This is a genomic window from Nonomuraea sp. NPDC050547 (genome assembly GCF_044457345.1).
GTDB lineage: Bacteria > Actinomycetota > Actinomycetes > Streptosporangiales > Streptosporangiaceae > Nonomuraea.
Window position 1 is genome coordinate 454,951 of the sequence record NZ_JBITGW010000001.1, and the last position, 18,733, is coordinate 473,683.

Sequence of the window (18,733 nt, forward strand, 5' to 3'; positions counted from 1 at the left end):
CAAGAATTGAATTCGCGCGAGGCCGTGCCTAGGCTCCAGATCATGAGCCTCATCGCTTTCGACCCCTCGCGACGCCGCTGGTCGCTCACCACTCCACGCACCAGCTACGTCATCGGGCTCACCGACGACGACGTGCCCGCCTGCCTGCACTGGGGGCCGAGGCTCACACCCGTGCAGGCCGCCGCGCTGCCCGGGGCCGCGCCGTTCAGGGCCAGCAGTTTCGACGAATCCGGCGTGGCCGAGGAACTCCTCACCGAGGCCGGCGCCCGCTACGGCGCCGCCTCCCTGCAGATCCGCTTCGCCAACGGCGACACCGGCGTGGAGTGGCAGCACACCGGGCACGAGATCGAGGACGGCCACCTGACGATCCTCATGCGCGACCGCGCCCATCCGGTGGAGGTGGCGCTGCACTACCGCGTGTACGCGGACGCCGACGTGGTGGAGCGCTGGACGGAGATCCGCTCCGAGGAGCCCGTCACGCTGCTGCGCTGCGACTCGGCCGCCTGGAACCTGCCCCCGCTGCCCGGATACCGGCTCAGCCACGCCAGCGGCGGATGGGCCGCCGAGAACGCGGTGCGCCGCGTGGAGCTGCCCGTCGGCGAGACCGTGCTGACCAGCCGGCGCGGCATCACCAGCCACCAGGCCAACCCCTGGCTCATGGTGGACGCCGGTGACGCGGGCGAGGAGCACGGCGAGGTCTGGAGCGGCGCCCTGGCCTGGAGCGGGAGCTGGCGCGTCACCATCGGCCGCACCCCTTCCGGGCGCACCGGCTGGACCGGCGGGTTCGGCCACGAAGGGGTGTCCTGGCAGGGGACCGAGTGGAGCACGCCGGTCTTCGCCGGGCTCTACTCCGACGGCGGGTTCGGGGGCGCCAGCCGTACCTGGCATCGCTATGTCAACGAGCACGTCCGTCCGGCCGCCGGCGAGCTGCGGCCCCTGCTCTACAACTCGTGGGAGGCCGTCGGCTTCGACGTCGGCGAGGAGAGCCAGAAGCGCATGGCGGCGCTGGCCGCGCGGGTCGGGGCCGAGGTGTTCGTCATGGACGACGCCTGGTTCGGCGGGCGCACCAGCGACCGGGCCGGGCTCGGCGACTGGTGGCCCAACCCCGGGCGCTTCCCGCACGGGCTGACGCCGCTCATCGAGGAGGTCCATGGGCTCGGCATGAAGTTCGGGCTGTGGGTGGAGCCCGAGATGGTCAACCCCGACAGCGACCTCTACCGCGAGCACCCCGACTGGGTCGTGCACATGCCGGGACGGCCGCGCACCGAGCTGCGCCACCAGCTCCTGCTCGACTTCTCCCGCCCCGAGGTGGCCGACTGGGCGCACAAGTGGCTGCACCGGCTGGTCAGCGAGCACGCCATCGACTTCCTCAAGTGGGACTGCAACCGCACCTTCACCCAGGCCGACCCGGGCGACCTGCTGGTCGGCCACGTGCGGGCCGTCTACTCCATCCTCGACCGGCTGCGCGCCGACCACCCGCACCTGCGCGTGGAGGCCTGCTCGGGCGGTGGCGGGCGTACCGACCTCGGCATCATGGCCCGCACCGACCAGGTCTGGACCTCCGACAACACCGACGCCGCCGACCGCCTGTCCATCCAGCACGGCTTCACCCAGATCTACCCCGCCGGCGCGATGGCGGCCTGGGTCACCGACAGCCCCAACCCGATCACCGGCCGGCGCGTCCCGCTCGCCTTCCGCTTCCACGTGGCCATGGCCGGCGTGCTCGGACTCGGCGGCGACCTGCCGAACTGGAGCGAGCGGGAGCTCGACGAGGCCGCCGAACTGGTCGCCGTCTACAAGGACATCCGCCCGGTCGTCCAGCACGGCGAGCTGCACCGGCTGCGCGAGGCCGTGCAGTACACGCTCGGCGAGCGCGTCGTCGTGCTCGCCTTCAGGCGCCGCGCCGCGTTCGGCGCGCCCGGCGTGCCCCTGCGCCTGTCCGGGCTCGACCCCGACGCCCGCTACCGCGACGAGGACACCGGCGCCGTCCACCACGGCGTGCTGCTGACCTCCCGGGGCCTGCTGCCCCCCTTCCCCGGCGACGACTACGCCAGCGCCCTCATCCGCCTGCGCAAGGAGCAGCCGTGACCCGCCGCTACGCCGTCGTCGGACTCGGACACCGCGCCGGGATGTACGTCAACGCCCTGAGAGGCGACTGGAACCACGCCGGGGACCTGGTCGCCTTCTGCGACACCAACGCCTCCCGCATGGCCTCCTACGGCGCCGACGTGCCCGCCTACCGGGACTTCGGCCAGATGCTCGACCGGGCGCGCCCCGACGTCGTCATCGTCACCAGCCCCGACCGAACCCACCACGTCTACGCCGTCGCCGCCCTGGAACGCGGCTGCGCCGTCATCGTCGAGAAGCCCCTCGCCACCACGGCCGAGGGCTGCCGGGCCATCGCCAAGGCCGCGGGAGACGTGACGATCACGTTCAACTACCGCTACTCGCCGCGCAACTCCGCGGTGAAGCGCCTGGTCGCCGAGGGCGCCATCGGCGAGGTCACCTCCGTGCACTTCGAATGGCTGCTCGACACCATGCACGGCGCCGACTACTTCCGCCGCTGGCACCGCGACAAGGCCAACTCCGGCGGCCTGCTCGTGCACAAGTCCGGCCACCACTTCGACCTGGTCAACTGGTGGCTGGCCGCCGCCCCGCGGACCGTCTACGCGCAAGGCGACCTGCGCTTCTACGGCCCCGCCAACGCGCCGGGCCCGCGCCCGCCCCGCAGCCGGGGCTCCGGCCTCATCGGCGCCGACCGCTTCTCCATCGACCTCGCCGCCGACCCCCGCCTCGAAACCCTCTACCTCCAGGCCGAGCACGAGGACGGCTACCACCGCGACCAGGACGTCTTCGCCCCCGGCGTGAACATCGAGGACAACATGGCGGTGCTCGTCCGCTACGACTCCCGGGCCCTGCTGACCTACTCGCTGCACGCGCACGCGCCCTGGGAGGGCTACCGGGTCGCGCTCAACGGCACGCTCGGCCGGATCGAACTCGACGTCGTCGAACGCGAATGGGCCGACCCAGGCTCCGCCGCCAAGCTCGGCAAGGGCGCCAGGCGGCTCACCGAGGGCCGGGTACGCGGCGAGCGCCTCGTCCTGCAGCGCCACTGGGAACCCGCCGAGGAGATCGAGATCCCGGCCGGCTCCGGCGGGCACGGCGGCGGCGACCGGCTCCTGCTCGACGACCTGTTCGGCACGCCGGCCCCCGACCCGCTGGGCCGCCGCGCCGACTACACCGACGGCATCCGCGCCGCCGGGATCGGCATCGCGGCCAACACGTCCATCGAGACGGGCCTGCCGGTGCGGGTCTGAGCCGCATGGACCGCGTCACGCTGACGCCCGCGGCCACCGCCGTCTTCGCCACCGTGCTCACCCGCGGGCCGATCTCCAGGACCGAGGTGTCGCGGGTGACGGGGCTGTCGACGGCGGCGGTCACCAAAGTGGTCCGGCCCATCCTGGCCGCCGGGTACCTGGACGAACTGCCCGTCGGGCCGGCCTCGGCCGGGTCGGGACGGCCGGCGGCGCCGCTGGCCGTACGGGCCGATCGGGAGTTCTTCGCCGGGGCGTGGCTGCGGGCGGGGGAACTGGTCGTGGTGCTGGCGGACCTGCGGGCCGGGGTGCGGGCCGCGCACCAGGTCCCCCTGCCCGGCGGCGACGTGGCCGCCGCGGTGGCCGCCATCGCCCGTGCCGTCGCCGTCGTGGGCGAGCCCGGCGCCCTGGTGCGGCGGGTCGGTGTGGCGGTGCCGGGGGAGGTGGACCGGGGTTCCGGCACGGTGCGGCGCGGGCCGTACCCGGGCTGGCGCGACGTGCCGCTCGCGGCGCTCGTGCGCGAGGCGACCGGCCTGCCGGCCACCGTCGAGAACGACGTCAGGGCGCTGACCGTCGCCGAGCAGTGGTTCGGGGAGGGAGCGGGGACCCGCTCGTTCGCGCTGGTGACGGTGGGCGAGGGGGTCGGCTGCGGGCTCGTGGTCAACGGCACGCTGGTCGAGGGAGGGTACGGCGTCGCCGGCGAGATCGGCCACGTCCCGGTGGACGACGCCGGCCCGCGCTGTCACTGCGGAGGCCGGGGCTGTGTCGAGGCGATCGCCGCCGAGCCCGCCGTCGTGGCCCGGATCCGCGCCGCGACCGGCCGGGCCGCCCTGGACCTGCCCGGCGCCATGGCCCTGGCCCAGGCGGGCGAGCGCGCGGCGCTGGAGTCGTTCGCCGCGGCCGGACGGGCGGTGGGGCGGGGCATCGCGGCCATGGTCAACATGTTCGGGCCCGAGAAGGTCGTGGTCACCGGGGACAGTGTGGCCGTACTGGAGAGGGATCTGCGGGCCGCCTACGGCCCGCAGGCGTTCGGGGCGGCGGGCGGCTGCCCGCTGATCGTCGAGCCGTTGCCCCCCGAGTCGTGGGCGCGCGCCGCGGCGGCGGTGACGATCATGACCCTCATCGGCCTGGGTCCCGGCTAGCGCAACCGGCTGATGGTCACGGTGGCGGCGGTGCGGGCGGCCTGCCAGACGTCTTCCAGCGAGTCGCCCCGGTCCATGGCCGCCATCACGGTCAGCTTGGCCGCCCCCACCAGGGAGCCGACGATCGTGGCCGCCTCCAGGAGGTCGAGCTCGTCCGGGTAGGCCGCGTGCAGCGCCTTGGCCAGCCGCAACTGGCTGTCGAACAGCAGATGCAGCGCCTTGGCCTGCAGGGCGGGCACGCTCATGATCAGGTTGGCCCGCTCGGGGCTCAGGTCGATCGCGAGGTCCTCCTTGGCCGTCCAGTTCAGGCTGGTCTCGCACACCCGCAGCAGAAGGTCGCCGATCGGCTCGCCGGGCGGGTGCTGCCTGACCATGTCGAGTACGGCCTCCAGCCGCAGGCCGCCGTCATGGAAGAGCACGTCTTCCTTGCTGTCGAAGTAGCTGAAGAACGTGCGTGTCGACACGTCGGCCGCCGCGGCGATCTCGGCCAGCGTGGTCTCCTCGTAGCCCTTCTCGGCGAAGAGCCGGAGCGCCGCCTCGATCAGCGCGTGCCTGGTGCGCACCTTCTTGCGCTCGCGTAGCCCCGTCATGGCGAAACTCTACACTGCCTTATGATTTGCATCCATTGAAAAATTACATCAACTGAGGTTTTCTGGACTCATGACAACCTTTCCCATGCGGCGGCAGCGGCCGCTCGACCCGCCCGACGAGTTCGGCGTCCTGAGGGAGCAGGGCTCCGTGCACCGCATGACCTACCCGGACGGCCACGAGGGCTGGCTCGTCACCGGATACGGCGTCGCCCGCGCCATCCTCGCCGACAACCGCTTCAGCAACCGGATGGAGCTCCAGCACCAGGCCGTCCCGTCGCGGGCGGCGATCGCGGAGAAGTTCAAGAAGCAGATGCCGAACAGCAAGCCGCCGGCGGGGATGTTCCTGCGGATGGACCCGCCCGACCACACCCGCTACCGCAAGCTGCTGACCGGCCAGTTCACGGTCCGGCGGATGAAAGGGCTGGAGCCGCGGATCGCCGAGATCACCGAGGAGCGGCTCGACGCCATGACGGCGCCGGCCGACCTGGTCAAGGACTTCGCGCTGCCGATCCCGTCGCTGGTCATCTGCGAGCTGCTCGGCGTGCCGTACGAGGACAGGGAGACCTTCCAGCGCGACTCGGCCACGCTGCTGTCGTTCGACGGCGAGGCCGACGTGATGATCGCCGCCTACCAGGACCTGGCCGGATACCTGTACGGGCTCATCGCGAAGAAGCGCGCCCAGCCCGACGAGGCGCTGCTCAGCGGGCTGCTCGACCTGGAGGACGACGAACTGCTCGGCGTGGCGTTCCTGCTGCTCATCGCCGGTCACGAGACCACCGCGAACATGCTCGGCCTCGGCACCTACGCCCTGCTCACCAACCCGGACCAGCTCGCGCTCATGCGCGACGACCCCTCGGCGGTGGACAACGGGGTCGAGGAACTGCTCCGCTACCTCACGATCATCCACGCCGGCCCGATCAGGGCGGCGCTGGAGGACGTGGAGATCGAGGGCCACCAGATCAAGGCGGGGGAGTCGGTCACGATCTCGCTGTCCTCGGCCAACCGCGACTCCGCCCACTTCGAGGCGCCCGACCGGCTCGACCTCACCCGTGCCACCAGCGGCCACCTGACCTTCGGGCACGGCATCCACCAGTGCCTCGGCCAGCAACTGGCCAGGATCGAGATGCGCATCGCCTTCCCCGCGCTGCTGCGGCGTTTTCCCGGGCTGCGGCTGGCGTGCGCGCCGTCGGAGGTGCCGATGCGCTCGGACATGGCCATCTATGGCGTGCACCGCCTCCCCGTGACCTGGTAGAGAGGTAGGTATGGAGATCAAAGCGGACACGGACGTCTGCATCGGAGCCGGCATGTGCGCGCTGACCGCGCCCGAGGTGTTCGACCAGAGCGAGGAGGAGGGCACCGTCGTGGTGCTCGTCTCACCCGTTCCGGAAGGGCAGGAGGCTCTGGTACGGCGGGCCGTCCAGCAGTGCCCTTCGGGCGCGATCAGCGTCTGAGCACAGGTCAGGAAGCGGCGTTCACGGCGACGGCGCGGTCCAGGGCGGGCGGGGAGACGGGGCCCTTCGCGAGGAAAGCGCGGAAGGCCTCGTAGTCCCGGCTGCCGCGGACCGCGTCCGTGTACCCGGCGAAGGCGCTGTAGCCGTCGGCGCCGATCAGCGTGTAGGCCAGGGCGGCCAGCCGGTAGCCGCGGGCCGGGTCGAGCGCCTTGCCGTCGATGAGCACGTTCTGGACGCGCTCGCCGACCGGCTTGCTCACGTCATACGAGAAGCGGACATTTCCTGATACGGCCAGCGGGGCGAACCGGATCGTCCCGTCGGGCTGCGTCTGCCACTGCTGCTCGAGCGCCTGGTCGATCTGGCCGCCCTTGACGGTCGCGGTGACCACCGGGTTGGCGTAGCCCCAGGTGTTCCACGCCTCGCCGAACAGCACCCTGCCGTCGCCGTCGGCCGGGTCGGCGCCCTTGGCGAAGCGCAGGTCGCCGCGCAACGAGTTCGAGCCCTTCGCCGGCGCCACCGCCACCATGGCCAGGTCGGCGTCGGCGCTGTCGGCGCGCTCGGCGTCGGCCAGCACGTTGCCGAGCGTGCTCTCGCCGTCGGCGTCGCGGGTCCTGGTCAGGTCGCCGGTGATCGTACCGACCTGGCGGGCGGAGACGCCCTTCTCGGCCGCCACCCAGTGGTCGACCAGCTTGACCATCGCGGGGTCGGCGGGGACGTCCCTGGTGACCGGGTGGTTCGTGGAGACCGTGGCCGAGCGGATCACCTCGCGGCTGCGGCGGTCGATCTTCAGGTTGATCTCGTTGATCAGCTTGCCGTGGAAGGCGGCCTCGACGACCGGGCGCGGGTTGCCCTCCGGGTCGGGGATCGAGCAGTTGAACGGCGCGTGCCAGTGGCCCGTCACGATCGCGTCGATCTCGGCCGAGGCCTGGCGGGCGAAGTCGATGACCGGGCCGGTGGGGTTGGCGTTGCACCGGTCGTAGACGTCACCGGCCGTACCACCTTCGTGGACGTTGGCCACGATCGCCTCGACGCCGCGCCGCTTGAGCTCGGCCACGTACTTGTCGGCCGTCTCCACCAGCGGCAGGTTGTCCAGCGACGGCTGGAACGAGGTCGAGCCGTCCACCGTCGTCGTGGTCGTCAGGTTGATGAACCCGACCGGCACTCCCTGGAAGTACTTGATCACATAGGGCTTGAGGACCGGCCGCGTGCTTCCCTTGCGCGTCACGTTGGCCGCGGAGAAGTCGAAGCGCGCGCCGCGGAATCGGCGCCCGTCGGAGTCGGTGAAACAGCTGTCCACGCCACGCTGCCCGAAGCACTTGCCGCGGCCCATGTGGTCACGCAGGAACTCCAGCGAGATGTCCAGCTCATGGTTGCCCACGGCCGAGAAGTCCACGCCGATCTTGTTCAGGAACTCGATCGTCGGCTCGTCGGCCAGCCTGGCCACCTCCGGCGGCCAGCCGCTGAAACTGTCTCCCGTGGTGAAGGTGACGGTGTTGCGCTTGCCCTGGCGCAGGTTGTCGAGATGCGTCGCGATGTACGGCGCGCCGCCCACCACGATGGTCTTGCCCTGGGCGTCCTTGATGGTGCCGTTGCCGGCGTCGGTGTGGGGACGGATGTAGCCGTGGAAGTCCGTGAGGGACAGCAGCTGCACGTCGACGGACCGGCCGCCGGAGGCCGAGTCCGCGGCGGGGGGTTCGGCGGCTCGCGTGCCGGCGAAGGCGACGGCTTGGGTCCCGCTGAGGACGGCTATGGCCGCGGCGATGACCGCGCCTCGAAGGGGGAATCGCACGCAATGCTCCTATTGTCGGTAATTGCGTGCCAGATCCTCCGCGTCCCACCCCTACGCCCGGTAAAGCGCTCCCCAACCCCGAGCAAACGATCACCAACGCTTCTCGGCGCGATGCTTCGTGTCCGGCCCCTCGTGCCGGGTGGCCAGGGGTTGCGGCGCGGCTCTTCTTCGTGGCGCGTACCCGATGGAGCGTTGCGGCTCCTCGACACCGTGGATGAGGCCCCGGAGGGCGGATCCCGCCTCCCGGGTAGGGCTGAGCCGCCCGGGTCGGGGTGGGGGTGTATCGGGTGGCGTCGGCAGGGGGCGGGGTGCCGGAGCTGGGATGCCTGTCGCTGATCGAACCCGTGTTCGCAGAATTGGTTGACATCCAACGTGATCGAAATTATGTTCGATGCTGGACGCGGGGCTCGCGGCTCGCGTCTGCAGGTCCTGGTCGCGGGCGAACCGCCTCCCCCATGGCGGGGTCCGCGATCAGGGTCCACGGGCGAAGGGCGTGTCCTCGTCGTCGGCGGAGACGAGTGGGCGCGTCCCGGCCGGACGGGGTGAGGGGAAGCTCCTCGTCCGGCCGCCCGGCGGAAATGTCGGTGGGCTCTGAAATTGTTAGCACCACCGGTGGAAACGCCGGAAGCCCTCATAACCCCAAGGAGGCGCGCAAGATGTCCCGACGGCAGACAGACAACACCGGCCCCCGGCTGTCGCCCGCGGTGCGGGCACACCTGGCGGATTCACGTGCCTGCCTGGCTGAGGCGATGACGGCCCGCACCCCGGCGACACGATATGTGGCGGCCCACCTGGCGGCGCTGAGAGCGTCCGCCGCGATCCTGGCCGCCCACCCGAGGCCGATGGAGGGCCGCAGACGCCGCCTGCGCAGCGCCTGGGAGCTCCTGCCCGAAGCCGAACCCGACCTTGCCCCGTGGGCCGCCTACTTCGCGCAGAGCGCCGCCAAGCGCGCGGCTGCCGAGGCGGGCGTGGTCCGCGGCATCACCTCGGCCGACGCCGACGAACTCCTGGCCGAGGCCGAGACCTTCGTCACGACGGCCGAGTCCCTCCTGGGCGTCCCCGCCCAGCCCCAGCTCCCCATGGACATCCCCCTCGCCGGCTAGCACGAGCACCACGGCATGGCCTTCCCCCATGTCGGCTCCCGCTACCGGCGAGGGGGCACCCCAACCACCATCCCAGCGCGCTCCCGGTCCGCCCCGGGCGCCCGCAAAATGCCCCAGGCCACTACGGAGGCCGCTTCCCCGGCAATCCGGATCACCCAACCGACGCCCCACCCACCGACGAGCCGCCCACCGAAGCCGCCAAGGACAACAGCGCCCCGCGCAGGCGGGCAGGCGCATACCCGGGCTGCTAGCGGCCACCCAGCCACCCGCAGCACCGCCCAGCGACAGCACACCATCAGGCGCCCTCCGCTGGCCGAAGGCAGCTCGCCATCCGGGCTGCGCCGCCTGCCCGGCCGCAGCACGCCATCGGGCACCTGCCGGCGACAACACCCACCGGGCGCCCCGGGCACCTGGCGGCGACAGCAACGGGGTAACAGCCATCGCGAGGGGCGGCAGTGGTGGGCGCAGGCGGCGCGTGCGCAGGCGGCTGGCAGATGTGGCCGAAGCCCGCTGCTCTGAGCAGAGCTTGGTGGTTTCGCTATGGGCCGATCTGGCCTGGGGCGAGCGCCTTCATGCCTGGTCGGTGCGGTCACCGATGTCGTCGACCGCACCGGCCGCCGCGTCTGGGCAGGGCCCAGGGGGAGCGGCCGGGTCTATCGTCGCCGGATGAACGATCGACTCACCGGCGCGATCCAACTGCCGGACGGTGGCTGGGTGCGCGGGCGCGGGCTGCGCAACCCCGCACCCGAGGGACCGAACCCCGGCTACGGCCTGTACCTCGGCACCTCCAAGCTACGACGCAAGCACGAGCACACCTGGCCGCACGACTGGATCGACTGGCCGGACTTTCTGCTGCCACGCGACACGGGCGAAGCGGTCCGCCTGATCCGAGCCCTGCACGAACGGCTCCAGGCGGGCGAACACGCCGAGGTCGCCTGCGGAGGCGGAGTGGGTCGCACCGGCACCGTCCTGTCGTGCCTCGCCGTGCTGTCCGGCCTCGCCGCCGCCGACGCGATCGCCTGGACCCGCGCCCACCACCACCCCCGCGCCGTCGAAACCCCCTGGCAGCGGCGGTGGGTGTCCAGATTTCCCTCCGTTACGGCACAGCCGCCCCCACCCCACCCGCCGTCGTGAGCGGGCGCCGATCGTGGGGATCGCTTCTCACGTCGGACGTGGTGCCCGCCGCAACGGCGCACTGCTGACCGGCCAAGCTCACAACCAGCCCAACCACGCGGCACCCTCCCGGCCCAGAGGCTCCAGGGGGCCGGCGAGCCGGTGCGCCTCGGCCGTTGCGGCCCTCAAGCCCCGGGCGAGGTCGAGCGTCCCGGAGCTCGCGAGCCCGCGTGTTCCTGAGCTCGTGTGTGGCGAGCGCACGGGGTTCCGCTGGATGCCCGGCCTGGAGATCCTGCGGTTCCCCAAGCCCCCGGGAGCCCACGTGGCCGCACCCCGGCCACGGCGGACACCGCAAAGCCCCCGGGGAAGCGCGAAAGGCGCGCCTGAGGTGTTCAGGCGCGCCCTCTCACGAACCAGGTCAGAACGACTCGACCGCCCGCCGGGCCTCGGCGTCGAGTACGCCCCAGCTGATCAGTTCCTCGGTCAGCTCACTCGGCGACTTGTCATAGATCACGGCAAGGGAGCGCAGGTCCTCCTGCCGGATCGAGAGCACCTTGCCGTTGTAGTCACCGCGCTGCGACTGGATCGTCGCCGCGTACCGGGCGAGTGCCCCGGCCTTCTCCTTCGGCAGCGTCGCCAGACGCTCGAGGTCGATCACAAGCTTGGGTGTCGGGCCGAGCGGGCTGGGGGCGGCGCCGCCCGGCAGCAGCTCGGACACCGGTACCCCGTAGAAGTCGGCAAGCTCGGCAAGCTTCTGCACCGTGACGGCCCGGTCGCCGCGCTCATAGGAGCCCACGACCACGGCTTTCCAGCGTCCGCGCGACTTCTCCTCCACTCCGTGCAGGGAAAGCCCCTGCTGGGTGCGGATCGCGCGGAGTCGTGCACCCAGCGACTTTGCGTACTCAGACGGCATCGTTGTGGCCCCCCGGCTCGTGTTATGTACTGCTCTCAGTAGATTGTGCGCCTTTGCGACGATTGACCCGGCCACCGGGGGGTCTGGTGCCAAGCTCGGCACCATCGGTAGCCATGGCCCCGGGTTTACCCCAGAACGCCGCGCAAAGTGGTTACGCACAGTGACGGTAAAGGGGGTTAAGCCGAAGGTCAAGCTGATTGGAAAAAAGATGCCGAATCCGGTCCGGTATGGATCGCCTCAAACGCCCCTCTTGTCCCGTTGATAACAGTACTTCGTCATAGTTTGACGAGGGATATCCAGCTATGGCTCTCGAGTCAGGATCATCACGGGGCATGTTGCCGCCTTGACGATTTTGATGGAGGTGTCGCCCAGAAAGACCCGGCGCAGCGGCCCGGAACTACTCGACGCGCAGATGATCAGCTCGCCGTCCAGCCACGTGGCCGCGCCCAGGGCCTGGGCCACGTTCCTGCCCTCCAGGATCTCCACGTCCACCTGCAGCTTGCGGCGCTGCCCTCGCGCGGCCGCCTTCAGGTCCGCCGCCGCCTGCTCGCGCAGCCGTTCGGACATCTCCTGCTCGATCTTCGCCTTCCTGGCGCTGCTGAGGACCAGCGTGACCAGCCGCAGCGGCACGTCCAGGCTCACCGCCGCCCGCGCCGCCTCGGCCACCGCGTGGTCGCAGCCGGGGCCGCGCCGGTAGGCGACCGTGAGGCGCTCGAACTCGGCCGGCGGCTCCTCCGACCAGCTCTTGGGCGCCAGCAGTACCGGAACCGACGAGGAGTGCAGCAGCTGGTCGGCGGTGCTGCCGAGCGAGATGCGGCCCTTGGCGCCCGAGGGCGCCGAGCCGATCACGACCACGTCCGCCTCGCGCTTGCGGGCCAGCTCCACCAGGCCGCGGCCGCTGCCCCTGTTGGTGTGGACGACGTAGTCCGCCTCGTCGCCGGCCAGCTCGCGGGCCTGCTCCAGCGTCGCGTCCGCCTGCTCGCGCAGGTAGGCGCGCCAGGCGCTCTCGTCGGCCTTGGCGGGTCCCGGCGTGTTCCAGGCGGGCGGCTGCACGGTCGCGACCGTCAGTTTCGCCCTGGCCTGCCTGGCCAGGAGTACGGCGAGCGCCAGCCCGTCGCGTCCACGGGGCTCGGCGATGAAGCCGGTCAGCACGTTCTCGATCTTCATCGGGGCACCTCCGTGCGGAGCCTGGAGTGGCGGTAGCCGTACAGGAAATAGCAGATGAAACCGACGGCCATCCACAGCGCGAACGCCAGCCACGTGACGCCCTGCAGGCCCGCCATCACGACCACGCACATGATCACACCGAGGACCGGCGTGATCGGGAACAGCGGTGTCTTGAAGTTGCGCGGCAGGTCGGGCCGGGTACGGCGGAGCACGATCACACCGACGTTGACGATCGCGAAGGCGAACAGGGTGCCGATGCTGGTGGCCTCGGCCAGCTGCCCGAGCGGGATGAGCCCGGCCAGGACGCTGATGAACAACGTCACGATCAGCGTGTTGGCGACCGGGACCTGGCGGCGCGGGTTGACCTTCTGGAACACCTTCGGGATCAACCCGTCGCGCGACATCGCGAACAGGATGCGGGTCTGGCCGTACATGACGGTGAGGACGACGCTGGCGATGGCGATGACCGCGCCGAAGGAGACGACCAGGCCCGGCCAGGTGGCGCCGGTGGCCATGTCGACGATGACGGCGAGGCTGGCCTCGGTGTTCTCCGGGTCGAAGTCGGTCCACGGCATGGCGCCGATGGCGGCGACCGCGACCAGTACGTAGATCGCCGTCACGATCACCAGGGAGAAGATGATCGCCAGCGGCAGGTCGCGCTTGGGGTTCTTGGCCTCCTCACCGGCGGTGGAGGCGGCGTCGAAGCCGATATAGGAGAAGAAGACCTGCGAGGCGGCGGCGGTGATGCCCAGGACGCCCAGCGGGGCGAACGGGGTGAAGTTCTTCGCCTGGAAGGCGGTGAACGCCACCACGCAGAAGAACGCCAGCACCGCGACCTTGATGAGCACGAAGACCACGTTGGCGGTGGCCGACTCGGAGGAGCCGCCGAGCAGCAGCCAGGTGCACAGCAGCACGATGAGGATGGCGGTCACGTTGACGACGCCGCCCTTGTCGCTGGGGGAGTGGGTGATTTCGGCGGGCAGCTGCCAGCCGAACAGCCCCTGCAGGAACGTGTTGAGGTACTCGCCCCAGCCGACGGCCACGGCCGCGACCGACACGGCGTACTCCAGCATGAGACACCAGCCGCAGACCCAGGCCACGATCTCGCCGAGCGTGGCGTAGGCGTAGGAGTAGGACGAGCCGGACACCGGGATGGTCCCGGCCAGCTCGGCGTAGCTCAGCGCGGAGAACAGGGCCGTGATGGCGGCCAGCACGAACGCCAGCACCACCGCCGGGCCCGCCTTCGGCACGGCCTGGCCGAGGATGACGAAGATGCCCGTGCCGAGCGTGGCGCCGACGCTGAAGAGGGTGAGCTGCCACAGGCCCATCGTGCGCCGTAGCTCGCCGCCCTCGCCCCTGCCGGCCTCCGCGACGATCTCGTCCGTCGGCTTGATGCGGAACAACTGTGTCAGTGCCACCGGCACCTCCCCAAAGAAGGGGCCACCGGCCCCGATGTGACTAAAGCGTGCTCGTCAACGGCCAGGTGGCGCTCGGCGTGATGATCGTGCCCGCCTTCCCCTTGAGGATCTCGACGGCCTGGTCGAGTTTGCCGATCGCGGCCATGTCACCCGTGGTCTCCACGAACCTGCACACTGCCTCCACCTTCGGCCCCATCGAGCCGGCGGGGAAGTCGATGGAGCGCAGTTCGTACGGAGTGGTGTGCCCGATCTCGCTCTGCTGCGGCGTGCCGAAGTCCTTCATGACCCTCGGCACGTCGGTGAGGATGAGGAACGCGTCGCAGTCCAGCGCCTCGGCCAGCATCGACGCGGTCAGGTCCTTGTCGATGACGGCCTCGACCCCGGACAGCCGGCCCTGGGCGTCGCGGACGACCGGGATGCCGCCGCCGCCCGCGCAGACCACCACGACGCCGTCGCGTACGGCCTTGCGGATCAGCCGGGTCTCCACCACGCGCTGCGGCGCCGGAGAAGGCACCACGCGGCGCCAGTACGGGCCGTCCTGCCTGACCACCCAGCCGTTCTCCCTGGCCAGCTTCTCGGCCTCGGCCTGCTCGTAGACCTGGCCGACGAACTTGGTCGGGTTGTCGAAGGCCGGGTCGACCGCCGAGACGAGCGTCTGGGTGACCAGCGCCATGACCTGACGGCCGGGCAGGGCGTTCTGCAGGGCCTGCAGCATCCAGTAGCCGATCATGCCCTGGGTCTCGGCGCCGAGCGTGTCGAAGGAGTAGGGCCGCGACAGGCTGGCGTCGGAGGCGCTCTCCAGCGCCAGCATCCCGACCTGGGGACCGTTCCCGTGGGTGATGATCAGCTCGTGCTCTTCCGCCAGCTTGGCCAGCGTCTTCACCGCGATGGTGACGTTGGCGATCTGGGTGTCGGCGTCCGGCCGGTCCCCGCGCTTGAGCAGCGCGTTGCCCCCGAGGGCGACGATGACGCGCATCGCGGTCAGTCCCCGAGGGTGGCCACCATGATGGCCTTGATCGTGTGCAGGCGGTTCTCGGCCTCGTCGAAGACGATCGAGCGCGGCGACTCGAAGACGCTCTCGGTCACCTCCAGCGCGTCCAGGCCGGTCTTCTCGTAGATGTCCTCGCCGACCTTCGTCTCCCGGTTGTGGAAGGCCGGCAGGCAGTGCATGAACTTCACCTTGGAGTTGCCGGTGGCCTTCACCACCTTGTCGTTGATCTGGTACGGCTTCAGCAGCTTGATCCGCTCGTCCCAGACCTCCTTGGGCTCGCCCATCGACACCCACACGTCGGTGTAGAGGTAGTCGACGCCCTTGACGCCCTTGGCCACGTCGTCGGTGATGGTGACCGTGGCCCCGGTCTGCTTGGCGAGATCCTTGGCCGGCTTGACGACCATCTGCCGGTCGGGCTGCAGCGCCTTGGGGGCGACCAGCCGTACGTCCATGCCGAACATCGCGCCGGTGACCAGCAGCGAGTTGCCCATGTTGTTGCGGGCGTCGCCGAGGTAGGCGAAGGAGATGTCGTGCAGCGGTTTGTCGCTGTGCTCCTTCATGGTGAGCATGTCGGCGAGCATCTGCGTGGGATGCCACTCGTCGGTGAGCCCGTTCCACACCGGTACGCCCGAGTACAGGGCGAGCTCCTCCACGTTCGACTGGGCGCTGCCCCGGTACTCGATGCCGTCGAACATCCGGCCGAGCACCCGGGCGGTGTCCTTGACCGACTCCTTGTGCCCCATCTGCGAGCCGGACGGGTCCAGGTAGGTGACGTGCGCGCCCTGGTCGTGGGCGGCCACCTCGAACGCGCACCGGGTGCGGGTCGAGGACTTCTCGAAGATCAGGGCGATGTTCTTGCCCTTGAGCCGCTGCTGTTCGACGCCGGCGTACTTGGCCGCCTTCAGGTCGGCCGCCAGGCGCAGCAGGAACCCGAACTCCTCGGGCGTGAAGTCCAGTTCTTTGAGAAAGCTGCGCCCGCGCAGGTTGAATGCCATGAAGTTCCCCCCGAGAACCTGAAAGGTCAGATGCCGTCGCGTTCCAGCGGGCAGCTCATGCAGCGCGGGCCGCCGCGCCCCCTGCCGAGCTCGCTGCCCCTGATGGTGATCACTTCGATGCCCTCCGAGCGGAGGAAGTTGTTGGTGGTGGTGTTGCGCTCGTAGGCGACGACCACGCCGGGCTCGATGGCCAGCACGTTGCAGCCGTCGTCCCACTGCTCCCGCTCGGCGGCGTAGACGTCCTGGTGGGCGGTCAGGACCTTGATGTCGTCCAGGTCCAGGGCGCGCGCGATCGCCTTGTGCATGTCCTCGGGGCGGTGGTCGGTGACCTTGAGTTCCTTGTCGTTGTCACCGGGCTCGATCGTGTAGGAGGGCAGCATGCCGAGGCCGGCGTACTTGGTGAACACGCCCACGTCCACGTTGGTCATCACCGTGTCGAGGTGCATGAAGGCGCGGGCCTTCGGCATGTTGAGCGCCACGATCTTCTTGGCGCCGTTGTGCTTGAAGAGGTTGCGCGCGAGCATCTCCACCGCCTGCGGCTGGGTGCGCTCGCTCATGCCGATGAGTACGGCCCCGCGCCCGATGACCAGCACGTCCCCGCCTTCCATCGTGGCCGGGGCGACCGCGGTGCCGGGCATCCACACGTTGAAGCCGCCCGCCTCGGGACGGCGGAACCCGGCGGCGAAGACCGGGTGGTAGCGGTAGACGGCCTCCAGGTTGATCGTCTCGGCCTGGCGGGCCTTCTTCTTCATGGCGTTGATCGAGACGCCGTTGTAGATCCAGCAGGAGGTGTCGCGGGTGAACAGGTGGTTGGGCAGCGGCGGCAGCACGAAGTCGGACACCTCCAGCACGTGGTAGGCGACGCTCTTGGGGTCGACCCCGCGCTCCATCAGCTCGCCCTTGGTGATGCCGCCGGTCAGGTACTGCTGGAGTTCGGCCGAGGGCATGGCGTCCAGGACGTTGCGCACGGCGTCCACGGCCAGCGGGCCGATCCAGCGCTCGTCGACCACGTGCTCCAGCACGTGCTTGCGCGCCTCGGGGATGTCGAGGGTCTCGCGCAGGAGGTCGGCCAGCATGTAGACCGTGATGCCGCGGTCGCGCAGGACCTGCTGCCACTCCTCGTGCTCCTCAAGCGCCCGCTGCACCCACAGGACGTCGTCGAAGAGGAACTCGTCCTTGTTGGAGGGTGTGAGGCGCTTCAGGGCCAGCTCGGGCTTGTGCAGCATCACCTGGTGGAGCCTGCCCACCTCGGAATCGACGTGAAAGGTCATTTCTTCTCTATCCCCTCAGGAAACGCGGGCGTCACGCGGGCCGTACTCGCCCCTCTTGGACTTGACCCAGATGTAGACCGGAACACCCACCAGGAGCATGAGCGTCCCGCCGAGTACCGCCTCCGCGCCGGAGCCGAAGGCCATCCAGAACGCGAACAGCAGCGCGATGACCGCGATGACCATGTCCCTGGCCAGGCGGCGCTTGTCGACCAGGCGCCCTCCGGTGGCCAGCCAGAAGATCTGGGCGGCGGCGGAGAAGAAGTACGGGATGACCGTGGTGAAGGAGGCCAGCAGCACGATGGTGTTGAAGGCGTTCTCCGAGGCGTAGCCGACCAGCAGCATCACCGAGGTCAGGATGGTGCCGGCCAGGATGCCCGCGGCCGGCACACCCCGGCGCGAGACCCTGCCGAAGACCGGCGGGAACATACCGTCCCTGGCCGCGGCCAGCGGCATCTCGGCCACCAGCATGGTCCAGCCGTTCAGCGCGCCGATGCCGGAGATGATCGCGCAGGCGGCCATGAGGATGCCGCCGGCCGAGCCGCCGAACATGTTGTTGAGCGCGTCGGCGAAGGGCGCCGTGGAGTTGACCAGGCGCTCGTGCGGCACGGTGCCCATGACGGCGACGGTGCTCAGGATGTAGAGGACCGCGCAGGCGAGCACGCCGATGACGCTGGCCCTGCCGATGTTGCGCTCGGGGTTCCTGATCTTCTCGGCGGCGATGGACACGCTCTCGACGCCGGAGTAGATGAACAGGGCGACCGCGCCCGCCATCGAGATGGCGCCGACCCAGTTGCCGTCGGTGGCGTTGAACGCGCCGAAGTTGGCGCCCTGGATGAAGAAGAGCCCGATGACGCCGACGAACAGCAGCGGGGCGAACTTCAGGATCGTGGTGACGAGCTGGAAGGCGGCCATGTTTTTGGCGCCCATCAGGTTGACGACCGCCGGGATCCACAGGCCGACCAGCCCGATGGCGATGGGCACGCCGTTCCAGTCGAGGCCGAAGACCTGCTGGGCGAAGTACTGGACGTAGCCGACCCAGGCGACGGCGATCGCGGCGTTGCCGATCCACGCCGTCAGCCAGAACGACCAGGCGTTCCAGAAGCCGGCGAACTCGCCGAAGGCGCTGCGCGCGTAGGCGTAGGGGCCGCCGCCGGCGGGGATGCGCTCGCCGAGCTTGCCGAAGACCATCGCCATGGCGACGGCGCCGATCGTGACCACGCCCATGGCGATGAGGCTGACGGTGCCGAAGGCGGCCAGCGAGGCGGGCAGCAGGAAGATCCCGGTGCCGACGACGTTGCCGATGATGAGCGCGATGGCCGAGCCGAGCCCGAGTCCGCCGGAGCCGGGAGCGGTCTCGGTGGGAATCGCGGTCGTGACACCGCCCTCGGGCGGTCGTGGTTCCCCCATGCGGTGCCCCCGTGCACGTCGGTCCGTGGAAAGCCGCAGGCGGAACGCGTGCGACTCACGGTGACGTGC

At 70.4% G+C, this 18,733-nt stretch carries 16 protein-coding genes; 7 read left to right on the top strand and 9 right to left on the bottom strand.

The window, feature by feature from the left end:
- The first annotated feature begins 42 nt into the window (after positions 1 to 42).
- From ACIBHY_RS02135 to ACIBHY_RS02145, 3 genes are read left to right on the top strand one after another with little or no spacing between them, the layout of a single operon-like run.
- A complete protein-coding gene (locus tag ACIBHY_RS02135) occupies positions 43 to 2,088 on the top strand; it encodes an alpha-galactosidase (RefSeq protein WP_397305679.1) in 2,046 nt (681 codons plus the stop codon).
- Positions 2,085 to 3,317, top strand: a complete 1,233-nt coding sequence (locus ACIBHY_RS02140) for a Gfo/Idh/MocA family protein (protein WP_397305681.1) — start codon at positions 2,085 to 2,087, stop codon at positions 3,315 to 3,317. Before ACIBHY_RS02135 ends, ACIBHY_RS02140 begins: the two co-directional genes overlap by 4 nt.
- Before the next feature lie 5 nt (positions 3,318 to 3,322).
- Positions 3,323 to 4,456 (top strand): ROK family protein, encoded by a 1,134-nt coding sequence (locus ACIBHY_RS02145; RefSeq protein ID WP_397305683.1) that lies wholly within the window; start codon positions 3,323 to 3,325, stop codon positions 4,454 to 4,456.
- Here the strand turns inward: ACIBHY_RS02145 and ACIBHY_RS02150 are convergent.
- Entirely contained in the window at positions 4,453 to 5,046 is a 594-nt protein-coding gene (locus ACIBHY_RS02150; protein WP_397305684.1) for a TetR/AcrR family transcriptional regulator, read from the bottom strand. The two genes, ACIBHY_RS02145 and ACIBHY_RS02150, sit on opposite strands and share 4 nt — an antisense overlap.
- 70 nt (positions 5,047 to 5,116) lie before the next feature.
- Between ACIBHY_RS02150 and ACIBHY_RS02155 the strand changes: the two genes are divergently transcribed.
- Together ACIBHY_RS02155 and ACIBHY_RS02160 are read left to right on the top strand one after the other, a co-directional pair.
- Entirely contained in the window at positions 5,117 to 6,298 is a 1,182-nt protein-coding gene (locus ACIBHY_RS02155; RefSeq protein WP_397246012.1) for a cytochrome P450, read from the top strand.
- A gap of 10 nt (positions 6,299 to 6,308) precedes the next feature.
- Positions 6,309 to 6,497, top strand: a complete 189-nt coding sequence (locus ACIBHY_RS02160; protein ID WP_184960620.1) for a ferredoxin — start codon at positions 6,309 to 6,311, stop codon at positions 6,495 to 6,497.
- Between the two features lie 7 nt (positions 6,498 to 6,504).
- On the opposite strand, the gene ACIBHY_RS02165 is transcribed toward ACIBHY_RS02160, so the two are convergent.
- On the bottom strand, positions 6,505 to 8,286 hold the full coding sequence (locus tag ACIBHY_RS02165; protein ID WP_397305686.1) for a bifunctional metallophosphatase/5'-nucleotidase: 1,782 nt from the start codon (positions 8,284 to 8,286) through the stop codon (positions 6,505 to 6,507).
- A 656-nt stretch (positions 8,287 to 8,942) separates the two neighbouring features.
- Between ACIBHY_RS02165 and ACIBHY_RS02170 the strand changes: the two genes are divergently transcribed.
- The gene (locus ACIBHY_RS02170; RefSeq protein ID WP_397246016.1) at positions 8,943 to 9,389 is read left to right on the top strand and encodes an SAV_6107 family HEPN domain-containing protein; all 447 of its coding nucleotides are present in this window, start codon (positions 8,943 to 8,945) and stop codon (positions 9,387 to 9,389) included.
- Positions 9,390 to 10,055: 666 nt separating this feature from the next.
- A complete protein-coding gene (locus tag ACIBHY_RS02175) occupies positions 10,056 to 10,523 on the top strand; it encodes a protein-tyrosine phosphatase family protein (RefSeq protein ID WP_397305688.1) in 468 nt (155 codons plus the stop codon).
- Between the two features lie 397 nt (positions 10,524 to 10,920).
- Here the strand turns inward: ACIBHY_RS02175 and ACIBHY_RS02180 are convergent, their stop codons facing one another.
- The 7 genes from ACIBHY_RS02180 to ACIBHY_RS02210 all read right to left on the bottom strand — a co-directional run bounded on the left by ACIBHY_RS02180 (position 10,921) and on the right by ACIBHY_RS02210 (position 18,664).
- On the bottom strand, positions 10,921 to 11,415 hold the full coding sequence (locus ACIBHY_RS02180; RefSeq protein ID WP_026214021.1) for a transcriptional regulator: 495 nt from the start codon (positions 11,413 to 11,415) through the stop codon (positions 10,921 to 10,923).
- Positions 11,416 to 11,715: 300 nt separating this feature from the next.
- Positions 11,716 to 12,582 (bottom strand): universal stress protein, encoded by an 867-nt coding sequence (locus tag ACIBHY_RS02185; RefSeq protein ID WP_397246020.1) that lies wholly within the window; start codon positions 12,580 to 12,582, stop codon positions 11,716 to 11,718.
- The gene (locus tag ACIBHY_RS02190) at positions 12,579 to 14,000 is read right to left on the bottom strand and encodes an amino acid permease (protein WP_397305689.1); all 1,422 of its coding nucleotides are present in this window, start codon (positions 13,998 to 14,000) and stop codon (positions 12,579 to 12,581) included. The genes ACIBHY_RS02185 and ACIBHY_RS02190 overlap by 4 nt, the downstream gene beginning before the upstream one ends.
- A gap of 40 nt (positions 14,001 to 14,040) precedes the next feature.
- On the bottom strand, positions 14,041 to 14,976 hold the full coding sequence (arcC, locus tag ACIBHY_RS02195) for a carbamate kinase (RefSeq protein ID WP_397246024.1): 936 nt from the start codon (positions 14,974 to 14,976) through the stop codon (positions 14,041 to 14,043).
- 5 nt (positions 14,977 to 14,981) lie between these two features.
- Positions 14,982 to 15,986 (bottom strand): ornithine carbamoyltransferase, encoded by a 1,005-nt coding sequence (gene argF / locus ACIBHY_RS02200; protein WP_397101420.1) that lies wholly within the window; start codon positions 15,984 to 15,986, stop codon positions 14,982 to 14,984.
- Positions 15,987 to 16,012: 26 nt separating this feature from the next.
- Positions 16,013 to 17,257: an arginine deiminase gene (locus ACIBHY_RS02205; protein ID WP_397246026.1), complete on the bottom strand. Its 1,245-nt coding sequence runs from the start codon at positions 17,255 to 17,257 to the stop codon at positions 16,013 to 16,015.
- A 15-nt stretch (positions 17,258 to 17,272) separates the two neighbouring features.
- Complete coding sequence (locus tag ACIBHY_RS02210) at positions 17,273 to 18,664, bottom strand: amino acid permease (protein ID WP_397246028.1); 1,392 nt, start codon at positions 18,662 to 18,664, stop codon at positions 17,273 to 17,275.
- Positions 18,665 to 18,733: the final 69 nt, after the last annotated feature.

Coding starts and splice junctions, on each gene's coding strand:
- ACIBHY_RS02135 (WP_397305679.1), top strand. CDS start 43: ATGAGCCTCATCGCTTTCGACCCCTCGCGACGCCGCTGGTCGCTCACC.
- ACIBHY_RS02145 (WP_397305683.1), top strand. CDS start 3,323: ATGGACCGCGTCACGCTGACGCCCGCGGCCACCGCCGTCTTCGCCACC.
- ACIBHY_RS02150 (WP_397305684.1), bottom strand. CDS start 5,046: ATGACGGGGCTACGCGAGCGCAAGAAGGTGCGCACCAGGCACGCGCTG.
- ACIBHY_RS02155 (WP_397246012.1), top strand. CDS start 5,117: ATGACAACCTTTCCCATGCGGCGGCAGCGGCCGCTCGACCCGCCCGAC.
- ACIBHY_RS02160 (WP_184960620.1), top strand. CDS start 6,309: ATGGAGATCAAAGCGGACACGGACGTCTGCATCGGAGCCGGCATGTGC.
- ACIBHY_RS02170 (WP_397246016.1), top strand. CDS start 8,943: ATGTCCCGACGGCAGACAGACAACACCGGCCCCCGGCTGTCGCCCGCG.
- ACIBHY_RS02175 (WP_397305688.1), top strand. CDS start 10,056: ATGAACGATCGACTCACCGGCGCGATCCAACTGCCGGACGGTGGCTGG.
- ACIBHY_RS02180 (WP_026214021.1), bottom strand. CDS start 11,415: ATGCCGTCTGAGTACGCAAAGTCGCTGGGTGCACGACTCCGCGCGATC.
- ACIBHY_RS02185 (WP_397246020.1), bottom strand. CDS start 12,582: ATGAAGATCGAGAACGTGCTGACCGGCTTCATCGCCGAGCCCCGTGGA.
- arcC (WP_397246024.1), bottom strand. CDS start 14,976: ATGCGCGTCATCGTCGCCCTCGGGGGCAACGCGCTGCTCAAGCGCGGG.
- argF (WP_397101420.1), bottom strand. CDS start 15,986: ATGGCATTCAACCTGCGCGGGCGCAGCTTTCTCAAAGAACTGGACTTC.
- ACIBHY_RS02205 (WP_397246026.1), bottom strand. CDS start 17,257: ATGACCTTTCACGTCGATTCCGAGGTGGGCAGGCTCCACCAGGTGATG.
- ACIBHY_RS02210 (WP_397246028.1), bottom strand. CDS start 18,664: ATGGGGGAACCACGACCGCCCGAGGGCGGTGTCACGACCGCGATTCCC.